The organism is Pseudonocardia yuanmonensis (assembly GCF_039542425.1).
GTDB lineage: Bacteria > Actinomycetota > Actinomycetes > Mycobacteriales > Pseudonocardiaceae > Pseudonocardia > Pseudonocardia yuanmonensis.
The window spans coordinates 137,917-164,290 of record NZ_BAABIC010000001.1; the positions used below are offsets into that span (position 1 = coordinate 137,917).

Annotated in this window: 23 protein-coding genes and 1 pseudogene; 9 read left to right on the forward strand and 15 right to left on the reverse strand. The window is 70.3% G+C overall.

The features are described 5' to 3' along the window. Positions 1–7: 7 nt before the first annotated feature. From asnB to ABD990_RS00650, 5 genes and pseudogenes are all read right to left on the reverse strand, one after another. The gene (gene asnB, locus ABD990_RS00630) at positions 8–1,927 is read right to left on the reverse strand and encodes an asparagine synthase (glutamine-hydrolyzing) (protein ID WP_345377624.1); all 1,920 of its coding nucleotides are present in this window, start codon (positions 1,925–1,927) and stop codon (positions 8–10) included. A gap of 14 nt (positions 1,928–1,941) precedes the next feature. Continuing rightward, positions 1,942–3,141, reverse strand: coding sequence for a glycosyltransferase family 4 protein (locus tag ABD990_RS00635; RefSeq protein WP_345377625.1), 1,200 nt, complete (start codon positions 3,139–3,141; stop codon positions 1,942–1,944). Positions 3,142–3,172: 31 nt separating this feature from the next. Further along, on the reverse strand, positions 3,173–4,213 hold the full coding sequence (locus ABD990_RS00640; RefSeq protein WP_345377626.1) for a hypothetical protein: 1,041 nt from the start codon (positions 4,211–4,213) through the stop codon (positions 3,173–3,175). Positions 4,214–4,504: 291 nt separating this feature from the next. Beyond that, positions 4,505–4,711, reverse strand: a pseudogene (locus tag ABD990_RS34260) (Wzz/FepE/Etk N-terminal domain-containing protein); the annotation flags it as partial. After that, a complete protein-coding gene (locus tag ABD990_RS00650) occupies positions 4,708–6,165 on the reverse strand; it encodes a GumC domain-containing protein (protein WP_345377628.1) in 1,458 nt (485 codons plus the stop codon). The gene ABD990_RS00650 and the pseudogene ABD990_RS34260, both read right to left, overlap by 4 nt. Positions 6,166–6,724: 559 nt before the next feature. Here ABD990_RS00650 and ABD990_RS00655 point away from each other — a divergent pair. From ABD990_RS00655 to ABD990_RS00665, 3 genes are all read left to right on the forward strand, one after another. Next, complete coding sequence (locus tag ABD990_RS00655; RefSeq protein WP_345377629.1) at positions 6,725–7,525, forward strand: sugar phosphate nucleotidyltransferase; 801 nt, start codon at positions 6,725–6,727, stop codon at positions 7,523–7,525. A 7-nt stretch (positions 7,526–7,532) separates the two neighbouring features. Further along, positions 7,533–8,117: a dTDP-4-dehydrorhamnose 3,5-epimerase family protein gene (locus tag ABD990_RS00660; RefSeq protein WP_345377630.1), complete on the forward strand. Its 585-nt coding sequence runs from the start codon at positions 7,533–7,535 to the stop codon at positions 8,115–8,117. 88 nt (positions 8,118–8,205) lie between these two features. Further along, positions 8,206–9,732 (forward strand): sugar transferase, encoded by a 1,527-nt coding sequence (locus ABD990_RS00665; RefSeq protein ID WP_345377631.1) that lies wholly within the window; start codon positions 8,206–8,208, stop codon positions 9,730–9,732. 14 nt (positions 9,733–9,746) lie between these two features. On the opposite strand, the gene ABD990_RS00670 is transcribed toward ABD990_RS00665, so the two are convergent. Beyond that, entirely contained in the window at positions 9,747–9,971 is a 225-nt protein-coding gene (locus ABD990_RS00670; RefSeq protein WP_345377633.1) for a hypothetical protein, read from the reverse strand. A 163-nt stretch (positions 9,972–10,134) separates the two neighbouring features. Next, complete coding sequence (locus ABD990_RS00675; protein ID WP_345377634.1) at positions 10,135–10,530, reverse strand: sugar transferase; 396 nt, start codon at positions 10,528–10,530, stop codon at positions 10,135–10,137. Between the two features lie 204 nt (positions 10,531–10,734). On the opposite strand from ABD990_RS00675, the gene ABD990_RS00680 reads away from it, so the two are divergent. From ABD990_RS00680 to ABD990_RS00690, 3 genes are all read left to right on the forward strand, one after another. After that, positions 10,735–12,144 (forward strand): apiosidase-like domain-containing protein, encoded by a 1,410-nt coding sequence (locus ABD990_RS00680; RefSeq protein ID WP_345377635.1) that lies wholly within the window; start codon positions 10,735–10,737, stop codon positions 12,142–12,144. 310 nt (positions 12,145–12,454) lie between these two features. Then, positions 12,455–13,285 carry a TIR domain-containing protein gene (locus ABD990_RS00685; RefSeq protein WP_345377636.1) on the forward strand — a complete coding sequence of 277 codons (831 nt, stop codon included), beginning with the start codon at positions 12,455–12,457 and terminating at the stop codon, positions 13,283–13,285. Between the two features lie 32 nt (positions 13,286–13,317). After that, entirely contained in the window at positions 13,318–13,725 is a 408-nt protein-coding gene (locus ABD990_RS00690) for a CD225/dispanin family protein (protein WP_345377637.1), read from the forward strand. A gap of 64 nt (positions 13,726–13,789) precedes the next feature. On the opposite strand, the gene ABD990_RS00695 is transcribed toward ABD990_RS00690, so the two are convergent. Beyond that, positions 13,790–14,527 carry a hypothetical protein gene (locus ABD990_RS00695; protein ID WP_345377638.1) on the reverse strand — a complete coding sequence of 246 codons (738 nt, stop codon included), beginning with the start codon at positions 14,525–14,527 and terminating at the stop codon, positions 13,790–13,792. 140 nt (positions 14,528–14,667) lie between these two features. Here ABD990_RS00695 and ABD990_RS00700 point away from each other — a divergent pair, with 140 nt between their 5' ends. From ABD990_RS00700 to ABD990_RS00710, 3 genes are all read left to right on the forward strand, one after another. Then, positions 14,668–16,425, forward strand: coding sequence for a serine/threonine-protein kinase (locus ABD990_RS00700; RefSeq protein ID WP_345377639.1), 1,758 nt, complete (start codon positions 14,668–14,670; stop codon positions 16,423–16,425). 199 nt (positions 16,426–16,624) lie between these two features. Further along, a complete protein-coding gene (locus ABD990_RS00705) occupies positions 16,625–17,362 on the forward strand; it encodes a neutral zinc metallopeptidase (RefSeq protein ID WP_345377640.1) in 738 nt (245 codons plus the stop codon). A 169-nt stretch (positions 17,363–17,531) separates the two neighbouring features. Beyond that, the gene (locus ABD990_RS00710) at positions 17,532–17,912 is read left to right on the forward strand and encodes a hypothetical protein (RefSeq protein ID WP_345377641.1); all 381 of its coding nucleotides are present in this window, start codon (positions 17,532–17,534) and stop codon (positions 17,910–17,912) included. Between the two features lie 15 nt (positions 17,913–17,927). Here the strand turns inward: ABD990_RS00710 and ABD990_RS00715 are convergent, their stop codons facing one another. From ABD990_RS00715 to ABD990_RS00745, 7 genes are all read right to left on the reverse strand, one after another. Further along, the gene (locus tag ABD990_RS00715; RefSeq protein ID WP_345377642.1) at positions 17,928–19,916 is read right to left on the reverse strand and encodes a LysM peptidoglycan-binding domain-containing protein; all 1,989 of its coding nucleotides are present in this window, start codon (positions 19,914–19,916) and stop codon (positions 17,928–17,930) included. A 62-nt stretch (positions 19,917–19,978) separates the two neighbouring features. Beyond that, positions 19,979–20,488 (reverse strand): SLATT domain-containing protein, encoded by a 510-nt coding sequence (locus ABD990_RS00720; RefSeq protein ID WP_345377643.1) that lies wholly within the window; start codon positions 20,486–20,488, stop codon positions 19,979–19,981. Then, positions 20,485–20,991 (reverse strand): DUF4231 domain-containing protein, encoded by a 507-nt coding sequence (locus ABD990_RS00725; protein ID WP_345377644.1) that lies wholly within the window; start codon positions 20,989–20,991, stop codon positions 20,485–20,487. The genes ABD990_RS00720 and ABD990_RS00725 overlap by 4 nt, the downstream gene beginning before the upstream one ends. Positions 20,992–21,032: 41 nt before the next feature. Next, positions 21,033–21,731 carry a hypothetical protein gene (locus ABD990_RS00730; RefSeq protein WP_345377645.1) on the reverse strand — a complete coding sequence of 233 codons (699 nt, stop codon included), beginning with the start codon at positions 21,729–21,731 and terminating at the stop codon, positions 21,033–21,035. A gap of 219 nt (positions 21,732–21,950) precedes the next feature. Beyond that, entirely contained in the window at positions 21,951–23,495 is a 1,545-nt protein-coding gene (locus tag ABD990_RS00735) for a hypothetical protein (protein ID WP_345377646.1), read from the reverse strand. Next, positions 23,488–25,410, reverse strand: a complete 1,923-nt coding sequence (locus ABD990_RS00740; protein WP_345377647.1) for an AAA family ATPase — start codon at positions 25,408–25,410, stop codon at positions 23,488–23,490. The genes ABD990_RS00735 and ABD990_RS00740 overlap by 8 nt, the downstream gene beginning before the upstream one ends. Further along, positions 25,407–26,144: a hypothetical protein gene (locus ABD990_RS00745; RefSeq protein WP_345377648.1), complete on the reverse strand. Its 738-nt coding sequence runs from the start codon at positions 26,142–26,144 to the stop codon at positions 25,407–25,409. Before ABD990_RS00745 ends, ABD990_RS00740 begins: the two co-directional genes overlap by 4 nt. Positions 26,145–26,374: the final 230 nt, after the last annotated feature.

Genomic DNA, 26,374 nt, shown 5'->3' on the forward strand with positions numbered 1-26,374 from the left:
CCCTTCCCTATGCAGCTCGTACGTCGCCGGCGCCGGCAGCCGTCGCGCTGCGGTACCAGTGCTCGAGGGTCAAGATGTGCCAGAGGTGCTTGGAGCGGTCCTGCCGGCCGGACGCGTCCTCCTCGACGAGTCGCTGGAGGGCCTCGCGCTGCAGGAACCCCGACGAGACCAGAACGCCCTCGTGAACGACCTCGCGGACGAGCGGGGCGAGATCACGGCTCATCCACGCCCGCAGCGGCGCACTGAAGAGCCCTTTCGGCCGGTACACGATCTCCTTGGGCAGTGTGGACGACGCGGCTCGTTTGAGAGCGGCCTTGCCCTGCCGGCCGACGATCTTGCGGCGGCCCGGGATGCGGAACGCCGACTCGACGACCTCCACGTCGACGAACGGCACCCGGACCTCGGTGGAGGCGGCCATGCTCGCGCGGTCGGTGTACGCGAGGTTGAGGCCGGGCAGGAACAGCCGGGCGTCGGCGAGGCACATCCGGTTGACGTGGTCCGTCAGGCTGTTGTCGCGGTAGATGTCGTCGTGTTCCGTCAGCACGTCGTCGACAGCGGGGGCGAGGTCGGGGTCGAGCAGCCCGAGCAGCTCGAGCCGGTCGTACATGGTGTAGCTGCGGCGGAACGCCGTCTCCTCCGGTAGTTCGGCGAAGGAGAGGAACCGCTTGGCGAAGCGGACGGACCGGTACCCACGGCGCGACGTCGCGACCGGCAGGCGGTCGATCACGGCCTGCAGCGTCGTGCGCGCCGGCTGCGGGACGCGCTGGTAACGGACGGCCAGGACGTTGGCGAGGTGTTTCCGATAGCCGGCGAACAACTCGTCCGCGCCCATCCCGGACAGCATGACCTTGACGCCCGCCTCGCGGGCGGCAGTGCAGATGAGGTACGTGTTGATCGCCGCCGGATCACCGACGGGCTCGTCCAGGTGGTAGACGATCTGCGGCAGGAGGTCGAGTACCTGCGGGGCTATCTCGATCTCGTGCAGGTCGACGCCGAACTGCCGGGCCACCACCCGCGCGTACCGCAGGTCGTCGGGCATCGCCTCCAGTCGCGCGTCCTCCGAGCGGAAGCCGATCGTGTAGGCCGAGATACCCGGTTCCTGACGCGCCGCGAGAGCGGTGAGGTAGCTGGAGTCCAGTCCCCCCGAGAGGAACGTCGCCACCGGGACGTCGGCGGCGAGATGCCGGCGCACGGACTCCGCTACGACGGCCTCGAGGTTCGGTTCGGGCGCGCTCTCCCCGCGTTCGGCCACCTCGCGCAACGACCAGAACCGTCCGTGGTCGACCCTGCCGTCGGGTCGGAAACGCATCCACGTGCCCGGCGGGAGCTTCTCCGCGTCCCGGAACGCGCAGCGCGAGTCCGGCATCCAGTAGTAGAGCAGGGAAGCCACCAGCGCGGTCTCGTCGACGCGCAGTGCGGGGCCGAGAGCAGCCGCGAGCGCCTTGAGCTCGGAGGCGAAGACGACCGCCCCGCCGCGGCGGACCAGGTAGAGAGGTTTGATGCCGAGCTGGTCCCGGGCCAGGACGAGTTCGCCGGTGCGCTCGTCGAAGACGGCGAAGGCGAACATCCCGCGCAGCCGGGAGAGGCAGGCGACGCCCCATCGCCGCCACGCCTCGAGCAGGACCTCGCTGTCGGAGGAACTCCGGAAGCGGACTCCCGCAGCCTCGAGCTCCCGGCGCAGGTCCCGATAGTTGTACAGCTCCCCGTTGTAGGTCAGGGCCAGGCCGTCGCGGACCATCGGCTGCGCACCGCCGGACGAGAGATCGATGATGGAGAGCCTGCGATGACCCAGGTGAACCTCGCCAGGTCCCACGGGGTTGCTGTAGTGGCCGTGGCCGTCCGGGCCCCGGTGTGCGAGCACCCGGGTGAGGTGGTCCACGAGCGGGCCGCCGTCGGGCCAGAGGTAGGTTCCGGAGATACCGCACATCGCCGGTTCGCCCTTCAGCCGCTGGTCAAGCGGTCGTAGACCGAGACGTAGGCCGCCGCCTGGTGGCTCCAGGCCAACCTTTCCTCGACCCGACGCCGCCCCGCCGCAGCCATGGACTTGCGACGGAGCTCGTCGTCGAGGAGCTCGAGGATCACGTCGCCGAACTTCTCGACACGGTTCGGCTCCGCGTAGGCCGCGGCGTCGCCGGCCGAGACCCGCGTCTCGACGAGGTCGAAGGCGACCACAGGAAGCTCGAAGGCCATGTACTCCATCGTCTTGTTCATCGTCGAGACGTCATTGAGGAGGTTCTTCGGGTCCGGCGAGAGACCGATGTCGGCGCTGGACAGGATCCGTGCGACCAGCGAGTCCGGCACCCTCCCGGTGAACTCGACCACGCCCTCGAGATGCAGCTCCGTGACCAGTCTCCGCAGTTCGGGACCCATGTCCCCGTCGCCGATCAGGGTCAGGGCGACATCCTTCCTCCCCCGTTCGCGCACGATGTGGTCCATCGCCCGGATGGCGAGGTCCACGCCGTCCTGCGGGCCCATCACGCCGAGGTACGCGAGCAGGTACGGGTGTCCGCGCCGTAACGACGGTTCGGGCTCGATGCGCCGCAGTCGTCGGGGATCCGGGCCCGTCCGCACGACGGTCACGGACGTCGGATCCTTCCTGCCGCGCTCCAGAGCCACCTTCCGGTACGACTCGTTCGTCGACACGACATGATCCGCCACGGCGAACGTGAGGCGTTCAGCGAGAACGAGCGCACGGTAGGCGAGACCGGGCTTCTCGGTGAAACGGGACTTGTACAGTTCGGGGCAAAGGTCGTGATGGTCGAAGACCATCTTCACCCCGAAGAGGGCCTTGAACGGCAGGACTGCCAGAAAGAGCACGTCGGGCGGGTTACACACCTGAACGACGTCGAAGCGACGGTGTCGCCACGCGCGACACAGGAGCAGGACCGTGGCCATGATCGAGTAGAGGTACTCGGCGACGAACAGGGCCTGTCGGGTGATCGGCGGGAACGGGGCGTACTTGAACAGGTGGACGCCGTCCAGCACCTGATGGCTCGGGTCCTTCTCGCCCTTGGGGCAGACGACGGACACGTCGAAGCCGGCTGCGCGCAGGGCGGCGCACTCGTTCCACACACGACGGTCGAACGGCACCGGCAGGTTCTGTACGACGATGCAGACATGGCGGCGCCGAGTGCTCACCATCCCACCTCCTGCAGGCCGAGGACGACGATGTTCATGTCAGCTCCACTCTTCGAGCACCGTTCTGCGTCGCGGCCCCGGGCGGGGCCGCGTCCGCCTGCGTCGGCAGGTCGACCCGGTCGTCCAGCAGGCGGTGCAGGTCGCCCCACAACGTTCCGTCGGTGCGATCCCGCGGGTCGGGATCGACGAGCACGATCCCGAGCCGAGAGACTCCGGAGCGCTCGAGATGCCGCGCCACGGTGTGCAGCTCGAGCGCGCTCGCGTGACCCGCACGGACCACCAGGAGCGCGTCCGCGCCGAGCCGACGGCAGTTCATCCACGTGGCGCCGGGTCGAGCCGACCCGACCCCGATGCGGACCTCGCACCCGCCGTCGAGCGATGAGGCCTCGGCGACGGCCCGTTCTGCGAGCTGCACGACCCGCACACCTGGTTCCGGGTCCTTCCCGGCCGACCTGATCACTCCGCCCGGGAGATCGTCGACGACGGTGACGGGCCGGTCCACGGCCAGCTCGCCCGCGAGGTCGAGTGCCAAGCTCGCGACGACCCTCGGGCACCCGATCTCGATCAGCGAGACCTGGCCGGGCGAGTGCCGGATCAGACGGGCCAGCGTCGCCACCGCCCGACGTCTCTCCCTGTCCGCCCGCCTGCTCACCCAACGCCGGACACGGGATACCCGTGCACGCCCGGTCGTCTGCAGGATGACGGAACTCCCGAGCTGAGCAGCGATGTCGCTGCGGAGCACCGGCCGGTCCTGCGTGACGGTCAGGACGGCTGCCACGGCGAGGCCGAGCCCCAGCCCGAGGACGAGTCCGACTGCGACGTTCATGATGGCGGCGGTCGTCAGCGCATCAGTGACGACCCGTGCCGGATCGATGACGATCGTTCCGGCGGCGACCCGCGGGACGCCGAGCCGGGCGATCTCGGCCTGTTGCGCGAGGTCGGCGATCTGCGAGGTCAAGGCGAGCCGCTGGGCGTTCAGCTCCTCGAGCTGGCCGGTGACGGTGCCGCCCGGCTCGGCCGCGTCCCGGATCATCGTGGCGATCCGGTCGTCGAGCTCGCGAACGTCGCGTTCCACGACAGTCCGGTGTTCGAGCAACGAATCGGCCTCGGCATTCGCCGCGTCCTGCGTCCGTTGGACGTGATCGGCGACGAAGACCTGGGCGAGTGCCTGAGCCCGGCGCACGGCCGCATCGTCGTCAGGCCCGCGTGCGGTGATCTGGAGGACGTTGGCCGTCAGGCCCTCCCCGCTGTACGTCGCGAGGAACTCGGCAGGCGACTCGTCGACCCCGAGCTTCGCGAGGGCTGCCGAGGCGATGCGCGTCGTCTGGAAGACCGCGACGTCGGTAGCCATGAGCGCATCACGGTTCTCACCGATGCCTGCGTCGCGGTCCTCCTCGTGCACCACGGCGACTCGTGCGACCGCCGTGGGCACCGGCGGCGCGAGGAGCGTCAGCACGGCACCGCCGAGGAGACCCACCAGCGCGAGTGAGGCCCAGATCCTCCGGCGCCACCGCACGCCGGCGACGAGGGGCTTCAGGTCCAGCAGAGGTGGCGGTTCGCCGGGAACACTCACGACAGCCCCCCGGCGTGCTGGCCGTTGCGCTGCACCATCACGGGGTCGGGATGCGCGGGTTCGGCCCGGTCGTCGTCGTCCTCCGCGCCGGTTCGGGGCGCACTGGTCCTGTCACGCCGCACCCCCGGCTCGACGAGCAGGGCTCCCCGCAGCGAGCATCGAGCGTCGCCGCACGCTTCCGCCACGGCCAGCAGCTCCTCGCCGCTCCGAGTTCCCGGTGTCAGCAGGACGATGGCCTCCGACGCCTCCCACACCTCGGTCAGGATGGGATGCCGCGCCGACACCGTCGCCGCTCCGACCGCCCCTCCGCCGGAGGCGCCCGGCCCGACGCCGGACCCTCCGTCACGCAACTGCCGTGACGTTCGCACGAGGAGCGCGGCGGCCCGCTCGGCGTCCGGATCGTCCTCGGCCACGATGGCGACCCACCGCACCACGCCGCCGCTGTCGCTCCACACCCGCTCCAGGACCTGTCGATAGTGGAGCTCCTGCCCCGGGATCAGGTGCTGCGAGGGGCCGGTCCGGGGCGCCCGTACGCGTCCGAGGGTGCGGGAGAGGACGGTTCCGCTGCTGCCTGACGAGGGCACCGGCTCGGGCGGTGCGGTGAGCCGGCCGAGCACCGGCGCGCCCAGCGCCGCCGCGATCTCCGTGCGGGACTGGAGGCGTCGAGAGGAGCGGTGGGCTATCAACAGTGCGCCGATCCCGAGGAGCGGAGCGGCGATCGCACCGCCCACCACGAGCTGGACGAGAGTCGGCGGAGCGGTGACCGGTTCGGTCGCAGGCTCGATGATGCGCGTTCCCGCCTGCGCGATGGAGGCCTCCGCCTCGGCGTCCTGCATCCGCCCGTACAGCTGGTTCAGCTCTTCCACCGCGTCACCGGCCTCGGCCCGCAGCCGGTTGAGTTCGGCACGGGCCTGCGCCCCGGCGACGGTGGGTGCGTCCAGGACACTCGATCCGAGCACCTCACGAATCCGCTGGTTGGCCGTGTCGAGCCGCTGCTGCAGTACTGCCTGGCGGTCCCTGAGTCCCTGCGTCGACAGCGTCGCAGCGTCCGCCTGGAGCTGCGTGGAGAAGCCGATGTACTCCTCGGTCACCAGGTCGGCGAGTCGACGTGCTCCTTCGGGGGTGTCGGACGTCGTTGCCAGCTCCACGACGTTGCCGTCGGCGGTGGCGAGGATCGAGCCCCGGGGCGCGGGAGCGCCGGGCTCCGTGCCGACGCGTCGAGCGGCGCGCTCGAGAACCACCGCGCTCATCGCGATCTGCGTCTCGCTGAGCATCTGCGAGCTGTCCCGAACTCCGGAGAGCACGACCCTCGTCCGGGAGGTGTAGCCGGGCGAGAGGACGAAGAAGGCCGCGCCGCCGAGCATGGCGCCCAGCAGACCGAGTACGACCAACAGTCGTCGATGACGTGCGAGCAGCGCCCACAACTGGCGCAGCGGGAGGCCCCCCTCACCCACGCGAGATCTCCGTTCCACGTTCCCGGCCACAGCTCCCGGCCCGACCGGCCCAGGACGATCCGCACGCAGCGGTTCGAGGATCGCGCCACGCCTCCGGCAGATGCAGGAACGTCCTCTCCGCGCCCGGACACACCGCCATCGCATCCCCCAGCTCAACGCCCCTGCGGCACAGGCCGTCCGCTCGCACCTTCGGCTCGTCGTCAGCGGATGCGGAGTGATCGACCCAGCTCGTGCCATCCCTCTTGGAGGGTGTGTGGCGAGTGCTCGGCGGTGTCGGCGCCTCTGTTACAGCCGCCCCGGACCCGAAAGGGACGGACGAGCGCCACCCTCGTACTTGATCAAGCCGCGCGCCCTCGGCTGTCAGGTAGCACCAGGAGGGCGCCGCGCTGTCACCCAAAGTGATCACTCGAGCGATGTCAGGCAAGGAATCTGCCACGAACGGCCGAGTCGGCACGGCCTGAGATCACTAAGGGTTAACACCCTCCGCGGAGGGACCGAGTCAGTCGGAGGCGACCCGCACCGGAGCGGGCTGGGACACTTTCCTAGGGGGCTGTCACCGATGAAGGTCGTGCTCTTCTGCGGCGGATACGGGATGCGGATGCGCGACGGCGTGTCGGACACGCCGAAGCCGATGGTGCCGGTCGGGCCGCGTCCGCTGATCTGGCACGTGATGCGGTACTACGCGTACTACGGTCACACGGACTTCGTGCTGTGTCTCGGTTACGGGGGCCGGCACATCAAGGACTTCTTCCTCAACTACACCGAGACGGCGTCGAACGACTTCGTGCTGCACCGCGGCCAGGTGCACATGCTCGAGACCGACATCTCCGACTGGTCCATCACGTTCGTCGACACCGGTCAGGACTCCGCGATAGGCGAGCGCCTCCGCCGGGTCCGTCACCTGGTCGAGAGCGACGAGATGTTCCTGGCGAACTACGCCGACGTCCTCACGGACGCCCCGATCGACCAGATGATCACGCAGTTCCGTGCCGACACGGACGCCGTCGCCCAACTCCTCGCGGTACCGCCGCAGGCCGCCTTCCACGTCGTCGACATGGGGAACGGCAACCGGGTCGAAGCGATCACGGCGCTGAAGGAGATGCCGATCCAGGAGAACGGCGGATACCTGGTGCTGCGGCCCGAGATCTTCGACTACCTGCCCGAGGGCGGGGACCTGATCGGCGACGCGTGCACCACCCTGGCCAAGGAGGGCCGGCTCGGCGCCTACCCCTACGGCGGGTTCTGGCAGCCGGCGGACACCGTCAAGGAAAGGGCCGTTCTCGAGGCGCTCTACCAGGCCGGGAACACCCCCTGGATGCCGTGGCGTGCCCACCGCGCCCGCTCGATCGCCGGCGCCTGACGAGCCCATGCAGACGATCGAGCTCTCCCTACCCGGCGTCCTGCTCTTCCGACCGACCCCGCACCACGACGACCGCGGCTTCTTCACACGGACCTTCGACTCGGCGGTCGCCGAGGAGCACGGCATCGAACCGTGCTCCTTCGTGCAGGACAGCCAGTCCCGCTCACGCCGCGGGACGATCCGCGGCATGCACGGGCGGCTCGGGCGGGGCGAGGCGAAGCTCGTGCGCTGCGCCCGCGGCACGGTGCTCGACGTGCTCGTCGACGCGAGGCCCGGATCACCGACCTTCGGCAGATCCCTGACGGTGCAACTCGACGACGTCGAGCTGGTCCATCTGTTCGTGCCGCCCGGCATGCTGCACGGCTTCCAGGCCCTCACCGAGTGGGCCGACGTCTGCTACCGGATCGACCGCGAGCACGAGCCCGCCGAGGACGTCGCCGTGCGGTTCGACGATCCGGAGCTGGGCATCGAGTGGCCGCTCCCGGTCGGGGTGATCAGCGAGCGGGACCGGACGGCGGGCTCGTGGGAGGCGCTCGTCGGTCGCCTTCGGACGGAGCGCGCCGCTGCTCGCGGCCCGGACCTCGTCCATTGACCACGCTACGTGGACCGAACTACGTGACAACGTCGTCACCCGGGCCTTCGGCCGTAAGGCGGCGGACGCGCCGGGCGGGATGGTGAGTATGTCGTCGAATCTCGAGGTGGGCGGGTCCTCGGAGAACACCCCCGACACCACGAACCGGCACCGTACGGGGTCGCCGACGCGAAATGCGACCCATTCGGTCGCGCCCGTCGCGCCGGCGCGGCCGCGCTGGGAGAGCCGCTACGCGTGGGCGGTCGTGACGAGCGACCTCGTCTCCGTTTCGGTTGTCGTCGTGATCGGCCACATGCTCGGCCTCGGTGAGTACTGGCCACACTTCGACAGCCGCATCTCGCCGACGCTCGGCATCGTCAGCAGTCTCATCACCCTGTGCTCGCTCTTCGTCTGCCGGGCGTGGGAGCCACGGATCCTCGGCCAGGGATCCGAGGAGTTCGGCCGGGCTTTCCGTGCTCTCCTGACCAGTGCGATCGTACTGGGCCTGGGCGGGCTCGCCCTGCAGATGTCGGCCGTGCGGCCGTGGGTGTTCGGGCTGATACCACTGTCGGGCGCCTTGATGTTGTGCGGCCGGCTGGTCCTCCGGGCGCGGTTGTACCGCCGCCGGCTGCGGGGCCAGCACATGCATTCGATGGTCGTGGTGGGGAGCAACGAGGCCGTCGCCGATCTGATCGTGCGGACCCGCAGGGACAAGCGCACGGGCTGGAGGGTCACCGCGGCGTGCACCCCGACGGGCTCCGGCCCGGGTGGGGCGCCGGACATCCTCGGCATTCCGGTCCGCGGCGACCTCGACGCGGCAGCCGAGGTCGTGCGCTCCGGCCGTCATCGCGTCGTCTCGGTGTGCGGGGCACCCGGCTGGTCCCCGAAGCGCCTGCACCGGCTCGCGTGGGACATCGAGGGCCTCGGCGCCGAGCTGGTGGTGGACCCCGGGCTCATGGAGGTGGCCGGTCCGCGGTTGCACGTCGCACCCGTCGACAACCTTCCGCTCCTGCGCCTCACGGAGCCGGCCTTCACCGGCGCCTCTCGCGTGGTCAAGAACGGCATCGACTGGCTCGGGGCGATCGCCATCCTCGTGCTCGTCGCCCCGCTGATGGCGGCCGTCGCGATCGCGGTCGCGGTCGACGGCGGTCCGATCTTCTTCCGGCAGACGCGGATCGGCCGGGACGGCAAGCCGTTCCGCATGATCAAGTTTCGGTCGATGGTGGTCGACGCCGAGAAGCGGCGCGCGGAGCTCGAGGCCGAGAACGACGGCGCGGGCCCGCTCTTCAAGCTGAAGAAGGACCCCCGCGTGACCCGGGTGGGTGCCGTCATTCGCAAGTACTCGATCGACGAGCTCCCGCAGCTCTTCAACGTGGTCGCAGGTTCCATGTCCCTCGTCGGCCCGCGGCCTCCCCTTCCCGAGGAGGTCCGGCGGTACTCCCGAGACGCCGAGCGACGACTGCTGGTCAAGCCCGGTCTCACCGGTCTCTGGCAGGTGAGCGGCCGCAGCAACCTGTCGTGGGAGGAGTCGGTCCGGCTGGACCTGCGCTACGTCGAGAACTGGTCGCTGATGCTCGACGCGCAGATCCTCTGGAAGACGTTCGGGGCCCTGACCAAGGGGAACGGGGCGTACTGAGCGAGGTCCGCCGCTCAGGGGCGCTGACGGCGCAGGTCGCGGGTCGGCGCCCCGGGGGCCGACGCGTTCCGCCCCTCGTCGGGTGCTTCGTCGTCGGGACGTCGGCGGAGGGCCGGCTCGGCGGGCGGCCGGTCCCGACGTTCGCTCCACTCCCCCGCGCGGGCCAGGAGGCCGAAGGCGAGCGCGACGACGAGGCCGAGTGCCACCCAGCCCACGACGAGCCACACCCACCAGGCCATGTGACCGAGGTTACGAGCCTGCGACCTGCGGCGACAGTGTTCGGTTGAGTGATCGGACCGCCACTTGCCGTCATGGACGCCGCCAGGAGGAGGCGGGCGGACACGATCGGACGATCATGCCGCTTCGCTCCCGAACTCCCGGTGGCTGACACCTGTCGTCGCCTCAGCGTCCGCGCGCGAAGAGGACCTCGGTGAAGGTCCGGACGATGATCTTCAGGTCGAGCCAGAGCGACCAGTGCTCGATGTAGTAGTTGTCGAACCGCGCCCTGTCGGCGATCGAGGTGTTGCCCCGAAGCCCCGACACCTGCGCGAAGCCGGTCAGCCCGGACTGCACCCGGTGCCGGTGGGCGTAGCGGTGGAACTCCTGGGAGAACTGGTCGACGAAGTGCGGCCGCTCCGGCCGCGGTCCCACCAGCGTCATGTCGCCGCGCAGGATGTTCCACAGCTGGGGCAGCTCGTCCAACGAGGTCCGCCGCAGGAACTTCCCGACCGGACCCACCCGGTTGTCGTTGGCGATGTTCCAGGTGGTGGCGGAGTCCTTCTCGTTGGCCGGCTTCATCGAGGCACGCGTCGGCGCGGCTCCGAACCGACGGAAAGGCCGGAGCGGCCTGAGCAAAGGCCTCCGGCGGCGCCTCCCGGCACCGTGCCGGCCAACTGCGAAGCGCTCTGCCTCGCCGCCCATGTTGCTAACACCTGGCCGACCGGCCCCGAGCAGTCCCGGTGTCGCCGGCTACGACAGGCCCAGCAGCACAGGGGATCGCGGATGTGTGGCTTCGGTTTCGTTCGGATCGTCGTCGGATTTCCCTGTCTGGTACTTCTCGTCGCCGCCTGCGTCTCACCGCCTCCGTCGGAGCAGGCCCCGCAGGCCGACGTGCCGGCCGTTCCGTGCACCGTCGACGCTGAGCATCGCTTTGTCTCGTCCGTCAGCGCCGACGGCCGATACCTTCTCGACCAGGACGGTAATCCGCTGCTGGTACGGGGCGACTCGCCGTGGGCCGGCATGACGCGCTGGTCGCCGGACCAGGCCGAGCTCTACTACACCGAGCGAGAGGCCCGTGGCTTCAACGCATCCATCATGTCGCTGGTGGGCGCCGTCGCCAACGGCGCCCCGAGCGACGACGGGGCGACCTTCGACGGACTACTGCCGTTCGTGGACGGCGATGTCACGAACTGGAACGAGCGGTACTGGCAGCGCGTCGACGGGATCCTGCGAAGCGCTTGCGCGCACGGCAACACGATCTTCCTCTACCCGATGGACGGTTGGAACATCCAGACGGTGTTCAGCGGCGTCGACGTCGACGAGGCGCGACGGTTCGGCGCCATGGTCGCTCGTCGATACGCGAACTTCCCGAACGTCGTGTGGATGACCGGCGGAGACTTCTTCGCACGAGACCAGCAGACCAACGAGGTCTTCGCCGCGATGCTCGACGGAATCCGGTCCACGGGCAACGACAAGCCGTTCTCGATCCAGCTCGGATATCAGAAGTCCCTCTCGACCGACAGCCCCTTCTGGCAGAGCCGGGTCGACTGGAACTTCGTGTACACCTACCAACCCACGTACAAGGCGGTCCTGGACGCCTACCGACGGGTCGGGGGCCGGGATCCGCGTCCAGCACTGTTCGGCGAAGCGAACTACGAGGGCGAGAACAACCAGGAGGACACTCCGCCGACGACGAACGAGACCCTACGCCGCCAGGCCCTGTGGGCGCTGACCTCCGGGTCGCCGGGAGACTTCTTCGGCTCCGACGACTGGGAGTTCCATCCGGGGTGGGAGGCGCGTCTGAGTACCCCGGCCGTCTTCCAGCTGCAGAAGATCCGCGACTTCTTCGCAGCGCGCTCCTGGTGGATGCTCGTCCCGGACGACGCAGATCCGTTCGTCACGGCGGGCCGCGGCACGCGTCTCACCGAGGACGTCGAACTGGACGTCCTCGACAACGACTATGCGACCGCCGCCCGATCGGTCGACGGGACGTGGGGCGTCGTCTACGTCCCGACCGTCCGCACACTCACGCTCGACCTCGCCAGGTTCGCTCCCGCGGTCACCCTGGCATGGATCGACCCGGCTGATGCCTCCCGGCCGCCGGTACCGGCCGTCGCCGACGGAGAGCAGGTGACGACGCCCGGAATGAACTCGGACGGCGGCTCGGACTGGCTCCTCCTCATCGAGAGCTGACCGGTTGTCCGCCACGTCCCCCGCAAGCGGGTGAAGGGCCCGGGGCAAACATGGGGCAGCTCACGGAGGTCGAATCGGCCCGGTTCACATCACCGTAAGGACGGTAGTGGACCGCGCACCGCGCCGGATGCCGGTCGTGGCCGGGGCCGTTCCAGTCGGAGCGTCAGAGATTCGACCGGTGTATCCGCATACGGGTATCACGGCCTCGATCATCGGCCTCCTCTCTTCGCCGGCAGTCGTCTGCACCGGCGCCACGCATCAGCGAACCCGCCTCGACGAGGTGCGGTGAGGGGCGAGGAGGTCGGGGATCGTGAAACTGTTCATCAGTTACTCACGGCTCGACGAGGAGGCCGTGAAGGCCCTCACCCGCGGCCTGGAGGCCGCGAGGCTGAACGTGTGGCGCGATCACGAGCTCCAGGGCGGCGACAACTGGTGGAGCGTGATCCTGGAGAGGATCCGGTCCTGCTCGGTCTTCCTCTTCGCGTTGTCGGACGCCTCCATCAACCGTTCGAAGCCCTGTAAGGCAGAGCTCGAGTACGCGATCGCTTTACGCCGGCCCATCGTGCCGATCCAGGTGGGCCCCGTCGCCTCGATGAGGGCCATGCCCCTCGCCGAGCTGCAGATCGTGCACTACTCGCCGGACGACGCGACGTCGGGATTCGCGGTGTTCTCCGCTGTGCAGATGGCAGCAGCGAGGATCGCGCCGCTTCCGCAACCGCTCCCTCCCGCACCTCCCATCCCGTACGGCTATCTCCTGGCGCTCAGCAGGAAGATCGACGTCGGGGGGCTCACGCTCGACGAGCAGATGCGGATCATCAACGACCTTCGTCAGGCGCTCATCGACGAGGACGAGGACGCTGTGCGCGCCGACATCCTCAGGATGCTCGACGAGATGCGCAGGAAGCCCTGGACGGTCGTCCGCGCCGACCAGGAGATCTCCAGGATCCTCGCCTCGAACGGGGAGGTCCGGCAGCCCGAGAGGCCGGTGGCTCCCGCGGTGAGCGCCGCGGCTGAGCGGCGGGACATCCCGCCACCCGGCTGGTACCCCGACCCCACCCGTCGCCACGAATGGCGCTGGTTCGACGGCGACTGGACCCCGTGGGCGTCGGACCGCGGAGTCACGGTGCAGGACCCGCTCTGAAGATCACCCACTCATCAGGATGGAGAGCGACGATGGACCACGACCCGGAGAGCAGGCAGCTCGGCCCGGCTCCCTACTACCCGCCCCCGCAGTTCCCCCCACCGACGGCGCCGCCTCCGGCCGGTCCGTTGCCGCAGCCCGCGTCGTACGTGACCGGCCCGCAGCACCCCGGGGCGATGGCCCCGTTCCAGCAGGCCTGGCAGGCGAACCCTGCACAACGCCCGTCGCCGATGTGGGGCCTCACGATCCCGGCCGCGGTCCTCGCCTTTCCGCTCGGTCTCCTGGCCGTCTACTTCTCGGCCCAGGTCAACCAGAACCTCAGGACGGGGGACTTCGCGGCGGCCGCGAAGAACGCCGGGCTGGCCAAGACGTGGGGGGCGATCCTCCTGGGCCTCGGCATCTTCCTCACCCTCGTCTACATCAGCGCGGGCAGCTACTGACGGAATGCGGGTGCTGCGGTCGAGGACTTCCCGGCCGCAGCGGCCCGCCCGGTGAGATGTCGCCTCACAGTGGGCCCAGCACCTCCCCCACCACCCGCCCGTCGATCTCCCCCGTGTCGATCGCCCAGTGCGCCAGTGCCTCGAGGTAGCCCGTGGTGTCGCCGGAGTCCTCGTCGGCGCGCAGTCCGGGGATGCCGTCGGTGTCGCTGAGCCGGTTGCGGAGCCGGTCGAGGCCGGTGCGGACGCTGGCGGGGGTGGTGCCGCCGAGGCGTTCGGCGATCTCGCGGTAGGTGGCGGGGCGGCTGCCGGCGAGGGTGAGCACGGGCTCGCAGAGGGCGGCGAGCATGCGCCGCTCCCTATCGGAGAGGCGGGACGCGCCGTAGCGGGTGACGCGCCCGTTGTGCCGCACGGGCTCCTCGAACGGGCCGAGGTCCGGCGGGCGCTGCATGCCGCGGACGTCGAGGTGCAGGGTGTACTCGGCGCCGTAGCGGCCGGGAATGTCGATGCGGACCTGCTCGAAGGGCATCGACCCGACCGCCATGCCCGGGCGGATCCGCAGTTCAGCGCCGGGCATGGCCAGGAAGCGGATGGCCTGGGTCTTCGAGGTGTTGCGGATCAGCACGCCGTCGCGCAGCCCGGCCAGCGAGCCGGCGTCGCGGGAAACGAAGTCGTCGAGCGGGTCGTGGCCGATGCGGATGTCGCGGTCCTCCCCGCGCCCGAAGGTCACCTCGTCGCTCGGGCGCAGCGCCCACCGCCGTGCCCCGAAGCGGACGAGGACGAAGCCGGGGACGGGCGCGCTCACGAAGATCCTCCTACGGGACGGGCACCCCGCCCGTCGAGCGCGCTCGGGTGGTCGTTACGCACCTTTCATCAGCTTTGAGGATCTCGGCTAACGAGATCATGGATCTCGCCGAACGGCCTGGTGTGGCGGGGGATTCCAGCATGTTCGGCCCGTACCGGCTCGAGGAGTTGCTCGGCCGGGGCGGCATGGGCGAGGTGTACCGGGCGTTCGACACCGAGCACGAGCGCGACGTCGCGGTCAAGCGGCTGGCGCCGCACCTCGCCGACGAGCCGGAGTTCCAGCAGCGGTTCCGCCGCGAGGCCCACCACGTGGCCCAGCTGCGCAACCCGCACGTCATCACCATCCACCGCTACGGCCAGATCGAGGGGCAGCTCTACATCGACATGCAGCTCGTCGACGGCGGCGACCTGCTGAGCCTGATCGAACGCTCCGGCCCGCTGCCCGTCGAGCGGGCCGTGAAGATCCTCGAGCAGATCGCCAGTGCCCTGGACGAGGCGCACGAGAGCGGGCTGGTGCACCGGGACGTCAAGCCGTCGAACATCCTGCTCGACGGCAAGCTCGCCGACTTCTGCTACCTCGCCGACTGGGGCATCACCCGCGCGACCACGACCCGGCGCAGCCACTCGCTCACCCGCACCGGCGCCCTGCTGGGCAGCCTGACCTACATGGCGCCCGAGCAGTTCGACGGTGCGGTCGCCCACAGCTCCGACATCTACGCATTGACCTGTGTGTTCTTCGAGATGATCACCGGTAAGCGGCCCTACTCCGGCGACGGGCTGCCGGTGCTCATGCACGCGCACATGAACGTGCCGCCGCCGCGGCCGTCGGACGTGGTGCCCGGGACCGCGATGTTCGACGACGTCGTCGCCACCGGGATGGCCAAGGATGCCTCGGCCCGCTACGGCACCGCCGGTGAACTGGCCCGCGCCGCACGGGCCGCACTCGCCGCCGCGTCGCAGCCGGCGCCCGCCGCGGTCCCGACCTACGTCCCGGTCCCGGAGACCGACGTCTCGCCCGTTCCGGCCCCCGAGACCGACGTCTCGCCCGTTCCGGCCCCCGAGACCGACGTCTCGCCCGCCGGGGCGCCGAACACCGATGTCTCCCCGGTTCGGGTCGCGGCTGTCGGTGGTGCGGCCGGCGCCGTCGCCTCTGGAGACCTCATCGACCCGACACGCGCGACCCGTCCGGCCACCCGCCCCCTTGACCCACCGGTCGCGGCTGCGCCGGGCAGCGGTCGGCGCCGGCTCCTGCCGGTGACCGCTGCGCTGGCGGCGGTCGCCGTCCTGCTCGCGGCGTGGGCGCTGCTGCGTGGTGGCGGCGACACGGATCGGCCTCCGGTGGCGCAGGCCCTCACTCCCGCGCCCGTCACGGCGACGATCGCGCCGGCCGCCGCGCCCGCGGCCACCGGGCCCGTGATCACCGAGGCGGTGTACACGGGCCGGACCAGCGGCAACGAGCTCACCCTCGCCGTCGGGATCAAGGACGGCCGCGCCGCCGGCTACCTCTGCGACGGCAAGCAGGTCGAGGCCTGGCTCGAGGGGACCGTCACCGGCGACAAGCTGGTCCTGCGCGGCAAGACCGAGGCCAACGCCGTGACCGCGACGCTCGACCAGCGCTCCGCCCTGGGCACCGTGACCGCCGGCGGCGTGCAGCGCCCGTTCTCCGCGCAGCTCGCCCTCGGCGAGGCCGGGCTGTTCGAGAGCCGCCGCAGCGTCGCCGGCCTCGCCACCCGCATCGGCTGGATCGTCCTGCCCGACGGCAGCCAGGTCGGCATCGCCAAGCGCGGCGACGTCCGTGAGCCGGCCCCCGCCCTCGACCCGCGGACCCTGCAGGCCGTCGACGGCGGCGAGACCGTCACCGCCCAGCGCCTGTCCGGCGCATCCACCGTCCTGGGCTGATCCAGCACGCGGCGGCGCACCGTCGCCACGGTCCTCGGCCGGCTTCCGGTCCACGGCGCCTCCTCGCAGGTGGTAGCGGGTGTGTGCCCGACTGTCCTGCCCAGGGGTCGCCGGCGGTGGTTCAGGGATGAACCGCCACCGGCGGCCGCTGATCGACAGGCTTCTCCTCGTCAGCACGACCCGAGCCGAGGAGCCCGAGATGAACCGCACCGCCCGCTTCGCCGCCGTCGCCGCCACCGTCGTCGGGGCGTTCCTCGCCACCGCCGGTGCCGCGTCGGCAGCCGAGCCGGCCCCGCCGACCGGTGCCGCCTCCGCGCAGTCGGTCCGGTCGGCCTGCCCCGAGCTCGACGACTGCTACGGCCCGGACGAGATGCCGGCCTTCGGGGCGGAGGCCATCCGCCAGGTGAACCGCTACGCGCAGCAGGTGCGCCCGGACGTGCCGCTGCCGCTGTACCGCATCGTCGAGCGGGGTACGACGACCACCAGCTCCTGCGTCGATGAGTACGGGGACTCGGAGGCCGACGAGAACGCCGCCTTCTACTGCTCCGCGGACCACACGGTGTACCTCGGTGAGGAAGCCCTGTGGACCTTCTACGGCAGCTACGGCGACGCCGCCGCGATGCTGGTCGTCGCCCACGAGTGGGGGCACCACCTGCAGTTCGCCGGCGGAGGTCCCGAGGCGACCGACCTGGAGCTGGAGAACCAGGCCGACTGCATCGGCGGATCCTTCCTCGGCGAACTGGCCCACGACGGCACGCTCCGACTCCGCGACGTCACGGACATCGCGCGGATCCTGCCCGACAGCTCGGAGAACGGTCCGGACCGCACCCACGGCTCGCTCACGGAGCGCACGTCCGCCGTCGCGCTCGGAGCCGCGCGGGGGCTGGCCGCCTGCGACCGGTACGTCCCGGGCTCGGACCTCACCGCCACCCTCTGACGCTCTCCCACCGACGACTGGCCGGCGGTCCGCCGGCCAGTCGCATCATCTGAGGAACGATCATGACCACGCCCCCTCTTCCCGCTCGCGCGGACGCCTGGCCGTCGGTGTACTGCTTCTCACTGGGCTCGGGCTCCTCGCTGCGCTGGCCACCACCCTCGATCTCTCGGTGGGCGTTGCTGACCTCGCCCGTGCGGCGGTGGTTGCGGCGTCGAAGAATCCGTGCCACGACACCGCCGTCACCCGAGGTCTGGAGCTGCCCACCGCTGGCAGCGAGGACGCGTACGTCGTGACCGGGCCGAACCACACGACCGGGGTGTGCAGCGACATCACCCTCCGGCTGACGACGGCGACGTACCCGGTCGTCGCCCGGGCCTGCCTGCAGCCGTCGAGAGGTGGGCCGATGCAGTGTGGTGCCTGGACGCCGCTGGGCGAGCCCGGGGAGTGGGAGGAGCTGTCCGTCGACGTCCTCGGCGGCACGAAGTGGCAGTTGCAGATGTACTCGCAGGGCGGGGCCCAGTCGGTCGGCGTCGAGTACTCGAGTGCGTGAGCCCTCGTCGGACGGCTACTTCGGCGGCAGCGCCAGCACCTGCCCGGCCACGAGTACGTCGATGTTGGTGATCACGTCCCCGTTGAGTGCGAAGATCTCCCGCCACCGAGTGCCCTCGCCGAGCTGTGCGGCGGCGATCGACTCCAGGGTCTCGCCGGGCTGCACGGCGTGGAAGCGCGGAAGCGGGACCATCGCCGGACCCGACGGCATGATCAGCACCTGGCCGATGCGGAGGCGGTCCGGGTGGCGCAGGGTGTTGCGGTTGAACGCGAAGATCTCCACCCACCGGGCCGCGTCGCCCAGCTCGGCCGCGGCGATTCCGGTCAACGTCTCGCCGGCGGCGACCGTGTGCAGGAGCGTCGGGTCACCACCGGCCAGCACTCCTGCGTAGCGCAGGAGATCGGCCAGCTCGAAGTGGCCAGGCCGCTGCGCCGGGAGCGATGCCGTCCACCCCGGTGTGCGCAGGATGGAGTCCGCGCTGCGCCGGCAGAGCCCGACGAGGACCTCGGCGACGATCGTGCTGCCGACGGGCCCGAGTCGCTCGCCACCGCCCAGGGCCCGCGCCTCGGCAAGCAGGTAGAACCACAGCGGGGTGCGCTGCAGGAAGCCGCCCGCGGCGAGCTCGGCGGCCTGGCGCTCCCCGACGGCGGCGCGCAACTGGTCCGGACTGAGCACGGGGAGGGCGAGGTGGGCCGCCACCGCCTGTCCCGTGGGCATCCGGAGCCGGTAGCCCCGCAGGAGGTTGCGGGCGGAGAGCATCGCCGCGAGCCCGCGCTCCGGCGTCCCCTCGGTCGTCGGCAGGTTGAACAGGGCCTGGCGCTGACCGCCGGTGATGGCCGCGAGCCTGGTGTCGAACCGCCGGGCGCGTCCTCCCCGCCCGATCCCGGGACCGATGAGCCGCTCCCACTCGATGATCCAGTTCTCGGGCAGGGTGCCGGTGCCCGCAGCCGACGCGTCGGCCGTCCCGGAGGGGAACCCGAGCTGCCCGCTGAGCGCGCTGAACGTGAAGAGCAGGTCGAGCGTGGCGGGGGCGACGGGATCCGTGTCGGAGAAGCGGAAATTGATGTTGAAGTCGTAGGCGGGGCGCACCATCGAATGGCCGAAACGGTAGGCCGCGACGCTGAACTCGAGCGGCATGAAGAACGGCTCGCCGAACGCGTCGAACCAGCGGTTCCCGTGCTCGACGACGTCGTCGACGATCGCCGGATCCGCGACATGCTTGAGGAAGTCGTCGATCACGACGAACTGGTAGTGCTGCCGGAGGATCCGCCGCGCCCCGTCGAAGTCGTGCCCCTCGTCGACGAGCCGGTTGTGCGCCTTCAGGAACGCCACCTGCAACTGCGAGATGATCGTGTTCTCGTCGTTGCGGGGGTCCCCGATCAACGCGGCCCGGTCGTGCGCGGGATCCGTGCTCCTGGGCTCGCGAGGGACGTCGTTGTCGATGCCCTTGCCTGCGGGCCTGGCCAAGGGCGGGTCGGCGTTGCCGAGCTCGGAGACGCTCCCGACCAGCATCTTCGCGGGGTTCATCGGATCGCGCGGCGCGGGCGGCGAGTAGAGGCTGTCGAGGTCGAGCGTCGCGGTCCGCCCGTTCCGCAGGTGCTCCCGGATGTCGTGCAGCGGGAGCGGGACCGCGTCGGGTGCGAACAGACCGCCGGGCTCCTCCGAGGCGGCTCCCGAGGTGACCTCGAGCGTGATGTCGTGGTCGACGAACTGCCCGAAGTAGGTGTACGCGGCCGGCACGGACGAGTTCTCCGCCGGGTCCGGCCCGTCGAAGTCGACCATCGTCTCGGCGAGTCGTTTGAGGGCCGCGACGGTGGCCTGGCCCTCGGGCAGCAGATTGTGCGGGTCGTTCTGCAGCTCGGGGAAGAGGAGATCGAAATCCTCGAGATCGGGCAGTGCCGTCACCGCGAAACCCAGCGGATCGGTCGTCTCGCGGGCGACGTTCTCCCGAGCCGAGCCGAGCTGTTCGGCAGTGATCGGTTTCCCGTGTGGTAGGCGCGCCATGGTCACTCATCGTCGACCGATGACCACGGAAAGGGGATACGCAGGTGTACGTACTGGCCCGGCTACTCGGCGCTGCCGGGGTTCCTCGCTCCCTCCGCCGGCTCCGCCTCACGCTCCTCGCCGGCCGGGTCCGTCGCCGACGCGGCCTTGACCACGAGCTGCCCCCACTGCCCCCGCTCGCTGCGGAAGATCCATTCCACGCGTTCGATCTCGCGCGCGAGCTCGGCGCCCGGCTCGTCCCAGTCGATACCGGCCTCCTCGAGGTTCCGCTCGGCGTCGGAGTACAGCTTCGCCAGCTGCGGGAACCCGATCAACGACTCGTACGCCGTCACCGCCCCGGCGAGAGCGCCGAGGACGGCGGCCCCGATCGCCCAGGCCGCCCGGGCGGTCCCGTGCACCGCCTGCGAGACGACACCGGCCACGGCCGCGGCCATGAGCAGGGCGTTGCGGACGAGGACGACCTGGTCGTGGGCCGTCCGGTACTCCCGCGCCCGCGCCGCGTACCACGTCCGCTGGTCCTCGATGCGCATCCGCCGGTACAACGCGCGGAACTGCCCGTCCCTGTCGCTCATACCGGCTCCTCCCCCCGCTTGATCGCGACGACCGCCCGCCGCAGCCGGGTCGTCCGGTCCGCGTCGGCGTACCGCCCCGTGCGCGACAGATAGCGGAAGTAGGCGGACTTCAGCCGCTCCGCCTTGATCCGCTCGTCGAGGAAGGTGTCGAGCGCGCGGAGCTCGCCCGCGGCCCGGCCGGCGAAGGCCAACAGGAGGCCGAGGACGGCCAGCATGATCCCCGGCCACCGCTCGTCCGGGAACACGGCCTGCAACCCGCCCAGTCCGGTGAGCACCGCGGTCCCCAGGATGATCACGACCTGCTGGCGCCGGTACCGGTTCTGCTGCACCAGTGCGGCCTGATCGGCCGCGGCGAACTCCGGCCCGACGATCTCGTCAGCGAGCTCGATGTCCGCCGCGAGCAGCGGATACTCCGCGGCGACCGCAGGGTCCAGCACCGACGTGTTCCGTGCTCGTAAAGACCGCAGGCTCGGGAACCGGGCGAGCAGCGCCGGACGTCTCATCGATCATCCCCTCGTCGTGTCGGGGGATGACTCGTCGCAGGTCAGTCGGATGTGACTCCGAGCATCTCCCCGAGCACGGACCGCAGTTCGTCGGGTGCCTGGACCGGTACGGCCCGGACGAGATCGGAGCGACTCGCGATCCGGTCCGCGCGCGGATCGGCGGGTCGGCCCGCGAGGGCGTCGGCGATCGCGTCGGCGGTGCGTCCGGTGCCGGAAAGGACGATCACCGGGCGCTGCCGCTCGAGGCTGCGCTCCACGTCCGCGTAGGCGATCTCCCCGCCGTTGACGAGCAGGGTCGCCGAGGGGCGGCCACCGGCCAGGACGTCGGCCACCATCGCGAGCCAGGGTGCCTCGTCGCCCCACGAGCTGCCGGGGACGAGCAGGAGATGCGTGTGATGCGGCTCGGGGACCGCGGTGCCGGCCGTCCCGGCGCCGACCGGGGCGACCGTGCCACGGGCGGCCACCCCGACCAGTGGGAAGCGCCCGCCGGCCGCCGACCGGGCCAGGCCGATCGCACGCATCACCCCGGCGTCGGTACCGCCGTCGACGACCGTGATCTTGTGCTCGTCGAGGAGCGGGACAAGGCTGCTGCGGAAGAGTTGCTGTACGCCGTCGAGGACATCCGTCACCATGCCTTCGGCGCCACCGACCACCACGACGACCGGCCGGAGGGGGATCTCGAGGCGCGGGACGGCCGTGCGGGCATCCACCTCGACCAGTTCCGGCCCGTCCGCGTTCATCGGCCCTCCCGAGTCGGACGCACCCTACCCGTCCGGCTCCATCCGGCCGTTCCTTCTGGAGGAGGCGAAGGGGCAGCACGCCTTCACGCCCCGCTTCCCTCTTCCTTTCTGCCGCTGGGGCCGGGGGCGCGGCGGCCCGGCTCCGACCTGATCAGCATGGTGCGACCGGGGCGCCGACCCGAAGGTCTGAGCTACCTCGAGCAGGGTCGGGCGCTCGCTTCAGGCTCCGATGCTGGCCCGGATCGCGACCTCGGCAGCGGACAAGGCGAGCTTCTCCGCGAGGGCCAGCGTCCATTTTCCCGCAGCCGCGAGGTGCTCCTTCATACCCTTCTCATCGCCTGCACGGGCAGCCTCCTCCGCCTGCCGAACGTGCTCCAGCCGCTCCTTCTCCGACTCGGAGCGAACACCGGGCGCAAGCGACTCTCGAAGCTCCGCGAGCTCCTTGGCGAGCTCCCGGAGGTTCACGGCGGACTCGATCGACTGACTGTTGTCGGTGTACGTCCCCGCGACGACCGACTCGCCCGCGAAGTTGCCCTTCATGTCGCCCTGAGCGTTGAAGCTCACGGATCGGTTGGTGGTCATGCTGTCTCCTTGGTGGTTGGTGTTGGTGATGTACACCGGCGGAGTGTGATCGCGAATGTCTCGTCGAAGTCTGTCGACTTCCGCGGCGAGCCTCTCCTCGTTGTCACGACGCCGCCGGGTCGCCAGGAGCAGCAGCTCCATGCTGCCCATGTCCGCCTGGCCCAGGACGACTCCCCGGAGTCCGTTCCGGATACCGAGGTCGGTGCTCTCGGCCCACCGGTCCCGAGCCGCCCTGAGGTTGCTGTCGCAGCCGACCCAGTCCTTGCGGTCGATGGCCCGCTCGGCCTCGATCCACGCCGCCCAGCCCTGGTACAGGCAGAGTTCCTGACTGCGAATGTCACGTTGGACTTCGGGTAGATCGGCTCCGACTACTCGATCGAGCCATCGCTCACCGAGTCCCACCGCGTCCTCCGCGAATTTCGCGGCTTCCTCGAAGTCGTTCTTCTGGACGAAGGTGAAGGCCGCGGAGACGGCTCGCAGCACCCGGGCGTAGGTATGACGGTCGGCCAGCTCCGAGAGCAGGTTCTCCTTGAGGACGGTATCCCGCGCGCCAGCGCTGCTCTGCTCGCGCAGCCTACTGATCTCGTGGTCGTACCGAGCAGCAGCCTCACGAAACTTGTCGTGCGCAGACTCGTAGCGCGCTCCCCGGAACAGAGCGAGGGCATCGAGGAAGTCGCGGTTCATGCGGGCGAGGGAACATCGATCGGATCCGATCGGGGCATGAGGCAGCGCACTCGACGCCAGCTCCTCGAACCGGTCGACCGCCTCCTGCAGGGCGACCTTCGCCTCGAGGAGATCACCGAGGGCCAGCTGCTGGCTCGCCTCGTACTCGGCCTGGATGCCGTAGATCAGTAGGAGAAAGCCGTCGACACGGTCACGCTTGGCGGTGAGCTCGTCCCGGTCCGGGCTTGGCCCAGGTGGAAGCTCGGCGAGCTCACGATGGGTGATTCGGAGGAGGACCCGATTGAGCTCGACCACCTGCCCTATCGCAGCAGCCGCTCCCCCGAAGTCGTGGCACCTGGCGTGTCCGGCAGCACCGGCGATGAACCGCGTCTCGAGCTCGACCTCGAGGGCGAAGTAGGTGCGGTACTCCTCCATCGAGAGCCGACGCCGGCCCTCGAACCACGAGACCTGGTCCTGCAGGTCGTCGAGGGTGAGCTCAGGGCCGGCCAGGTCAGTCATGATCGACATCCGTGGTCGGGAACTCCTCCACCACGAACGGCTCGCCGGGCCGCGAGCGGCGGACCCAGATCCGGGTACCCGGGGCCGGGTCGTGCTCGACGAGATACCTGTTCAGAGGAACCCGGACGAGCCGGTCCAGCAGCGGGCTGCGGATCTGTCGGGCGCCGAACGCCATCCCGTGCTCGCTGACCTGCTGGGCGATCGTGCGTTCGAGTGGGGCGCGATCGATCACGAGGTCGTAGCCCCGGGCCGATGACGACGCGACGAGCTGCCGGAGGAACTTGTCCACGATTCCCGCCACGACCTCCTCTCGGAGGATGTCGAAGGCCACGATCCCGCTGCCCAGCCTGCCCAGCAGCTCCGGCCGGCCGAGCTGCTCGGAGAAGTACCGGCGGACGGCTTCCTCGAAATGCTGCGCGATCACGGCATAGCTCGGTGCGGTCGTGCTGAACCCGCGGAGAAGGCGAGGCAGCTCGTTGGCCCCCACATTCGAGGTGAAGATGACGATCGAGTGGGAGAAGAACGCGGTCCGCCCTCGTCCGTCGGTGAGCCTGCCGTCGTCGATGACCTGGAGGAACTTGTCCATCAGGCGGGGATGCGCCTTCTCGATCTCGTCGAAGAGGATCACGCTGAACGGACGTTCCAGCACCCAGTTAGTCAGTACGCCTCCGGATTCGTGACCGAGGTAGCCGGGGGGCGCACCGATCAGCCGCTCGCTGGCGTGCTCCTGGCTGAATTCGCTCATGTCGAAGCGCCGCAGCGCCGTCTCGTCGTCGAAGACGATCTCGGCGATCGCCTTGGCGAGTTCCGTCTTCCCGACGCCGGTCGGGCCCACGAAGAAGAACACACCCTTCGGGCGCGTGGCCGATTGATCACCCTCGCTGTGGAAGTCGACGCCACCACGCGCGTTCGCGAGAACGTCCGCCACCGCTTCGACGGCGCGGGGTTGCCCCACCACCCGCCTGCTCAGGAGCTCCTTCGCCTCGCGGACGCGACCGATGTCGAGCTGCTCCCAAGGGTCTTCACGAAGCCCGAAGCGGTGACGCGTGACGAGCCGGCGCGGCGACGTGACGGGAATCTTGGTGAGTCTGGAGGTCGCCCTCAGGCCACGGATGTCGAGGAGCGTCATACCTTCGGTGAGGCCCGCGATTCTGATCGCCGCCGCCGACGCCTCCGACGGAGACAACCCGGACCCGCCCGTCAGTTGGTCCAGCATCGACCGCACGAAAGCGGCGCGCTCGTCCGCCGTCGGCCGGCCGACCTCGATGGTTGCCACCTGCGGATTGCCCGACCGTACCCACGGTGGCACGGCCTGCAGCTCGCCGACCACCAGGACAAGGCGGTTGCGGATGGACTCCCCGGGCACCGGCGACGGTGCCCATGCAGCTTCCGCGAAGATCTTCGCCAGCTGTACCAGATTGCCCTGGTGGTCCTCCGTAGTGACCGCGTCGCGGCCGAGGATGATGTCCGCCTGGTTGATCACCACTGCGCATGGACGGTCGGTCTGACAGAGCAACCTCCGCGCGGCGGCCAGGATGTCGGAGGTCGTCCGGACGGACGGGTTCTGTGCGGCCGCAGCGCGGTAGTACAGGTCGTCGGCCCAGGCAGTGCCGGGCGCCGACGGGTCCGGGCGGGGGATGGCCGGCGCACCGGCTGCTCCAGCCGGCCCCAGAGCGTCCTGGAAGAAGTCCCGGCTCGCACTGTCCGTGTAGGTCAGGCCGTCGACCAGGTCGAAGTTGCCGACGGCGGAGAACCCGGCAACGTGCAGGAATCCGGCCATCGCGTCCCGGAGCGGGTGGAACCTGGTGTCCCAACACACCAGGTCCTCGACATTCCCGTGCAGGAGCAGATGCTGGTCACGCGCGATGGACGAATACGCTCGCCCGAACCAGCTCGACGCCAGGGGGACGGTCACGGTGTCTCCCTAGGTCGTTGCATCGGTACCTCGGCGGGGCGCCGCGAGCCTGACTCCCCGCCGCCGTCCTCGTCCCACACAACCTTCCCCGGCAGATATCCGCTCATGCGCAGGGAGTCGTTGAGCTGGTCCGCGAGGCGTTGCAGGGAGGAACACTCGCGCGCCGACATCGACGGCCCTCCTGCGAGGCCGACGGTCGGCCGGATGTAGTCGACGCGGTGCGGATCCGCGCCGCTGCCCTCACCGACCACGACCGCGAGCTCCGCGCCGTTCAGACGTCGAGCGTGTACGGAGATCGCGCCGTTCGCTGCCTCCGTGAGGGTGGAGGGATCCACCGCGTACCCCAGCTCGGGCAGGGCCTCGATGATCGACCCGAGCATCTCCCGTCGTGCGACGGTGCGGTCGATCACCGCGTCGAGCTCGTGCTCGGCCTCGGCGAGCCGACGGTCGATGCCCTCCACCAGGAGCTCGGCGGGTTCGGTCGATCCACCTCGCAGCGTCCTCGCCGCTGCCTCGATCTCGCGCTCGAGGATCTCCAGGTCCTCCGTCATCACCCGGGCGGCGGTGGCATCCGAGACGAGACGTTCATGGCGGGCCTGCAGCCGATCGAGCCGAACGGCGAGAGCGTCCATCCGGCGAGCGTGGTCCGCCGCCGCCCGGACCTCGTCCATGCTCTGCGCGCCGAGCTCGTCCGGCCGCCGGATCGACCGCAGGATCAACTCAGTCTCGATCACGAGCAGTTCCTCCTCGGTCCCTGCTCTGAGCGCTGCCTCCCGCCTCCGGCCCAGCCCTCCGCCGTCGTCTGGTGCCGCCGGATCCCGCAAGAGGGAGTCGATCCGGTCCACGATCCGACCTCGCCGCGCCTCCAGCCGTGCGGTGGCATGCTCCGCCTGCGCCTCCCGGCGGGCACGTTCGCGCGCGGCTCTCGCGTCGAGCATCTTCCGGACCCGAGTGAGACTCGCCC

Coding starts and splice junctions, on each gene's coding strand:
- ABD990_RS00720 (WP_345377643.1), bottom strand. CDS start 20,488: ATGAGCGACAGGGACGGGCAGTTCCGCGCGTTGTACCGGCGGATGCGC.
- ABD990_RS00705 (WP_345377640.1), top strand. CDS start 16,625: ATGAACCGCACCGCCCGCTTCGCCGCCGTCGCCGCCACCGTCGTCGGG.
- ABD990_RS00715 (WP_345377642.1), bottom strand. CDS start 19,916: ATGGCGCGCCTACCACACGGGAAACCGATCACTGCCGAACAGCTCGGC.
- ABD990_RS00680 (WP_345377635.1), top strand. CDS start 10,735: ATGTGTGGCTTCGGTTTCGTTCGGATCGTCGTCGGATTTCCCTGTCTG.
- asnB (WP_345377624.1), bottom strand. CDS start 1,927: ATGTGCGGTATCTCCGGAACCTACCTCTGGCCCGACGGCGGCCCGCTC.
- ABD990_RS00665 (WP_345377631.1), top strand. CDS start 8,206: ATGTCGTCGAATCTCGAGGTGGGCGGGTCCTCGGAGAACACCCCCGAC.
- ABD990_RS00700 (WP_345377639.1), top strand. CDS start 14,668: ATGTTCGGCCCGTACCGGCTCGAGGAGTTGCTCGGCCGGGGCGGCATG.
- ABD990_RS00675 (WP_345377634.1), bottom strand. CDS start 10,530: ATGAAGCCGGCCAACGAGAAGGACTCCGCCACCACCTGGAACATCGCC.
- ABD990_RS00660 (WP_345377630.1), top strand. CDS start 7,533: ATGCAGACGATCGAGCTCTCCCTACCCGGCGTCCTGCTCTTCCGACCG.
- ABD990_RS00635 (WP_345377625.1), bottom strand. CDS start 3,141: ATGGTGAGCACTCGGCGCCGCCATGTCTGCATCGTCGTACAGAACCTG.
- ABD990_RS00655 (WP_345377629.1), top strand. CDS start 6,725: ATGAAGGTCGTGCTCTTCTGCGGCGGATACGGGATGCGGATGCGCGAC.
- ABD990_RS00670 (WP_345377633.1), bottom strand. CDS start 9,971: ATGGCCTGGTGGGTGTGGCTCGTCGTGGGCTGGGTGGCACTCGGCCTC.
- ABD990_RS00730 (WP_345377645.1), bottom strand. CDS start 21,731: ATGAACGCGGACGGGCCGGAACTGGTCGAGGTGGATGCCCGCACGGCC.
- ABD990_RS00725 (WP_345377644.1), bottom strand. CDS start 20,991: ATGAGACGTCCGGCGCTGCTCGCCCGGTTCCCGAGCCTGCGGTCTTTA.
- ABD990_RS00690 (WP_345377637.1), top strand. CDS start 13,318: ATGGACCACGACCCGGAGAGCAGGCAGCTCGGCCCGGCTCCCTACTAC.
- ABD990_RS00735 (WP_345377646.1), bottom strand. CDS start 23,495: ATGACTGACCTGGCCGGCCCTGAGCTCACCCTCGACGACCTGCAGGAC.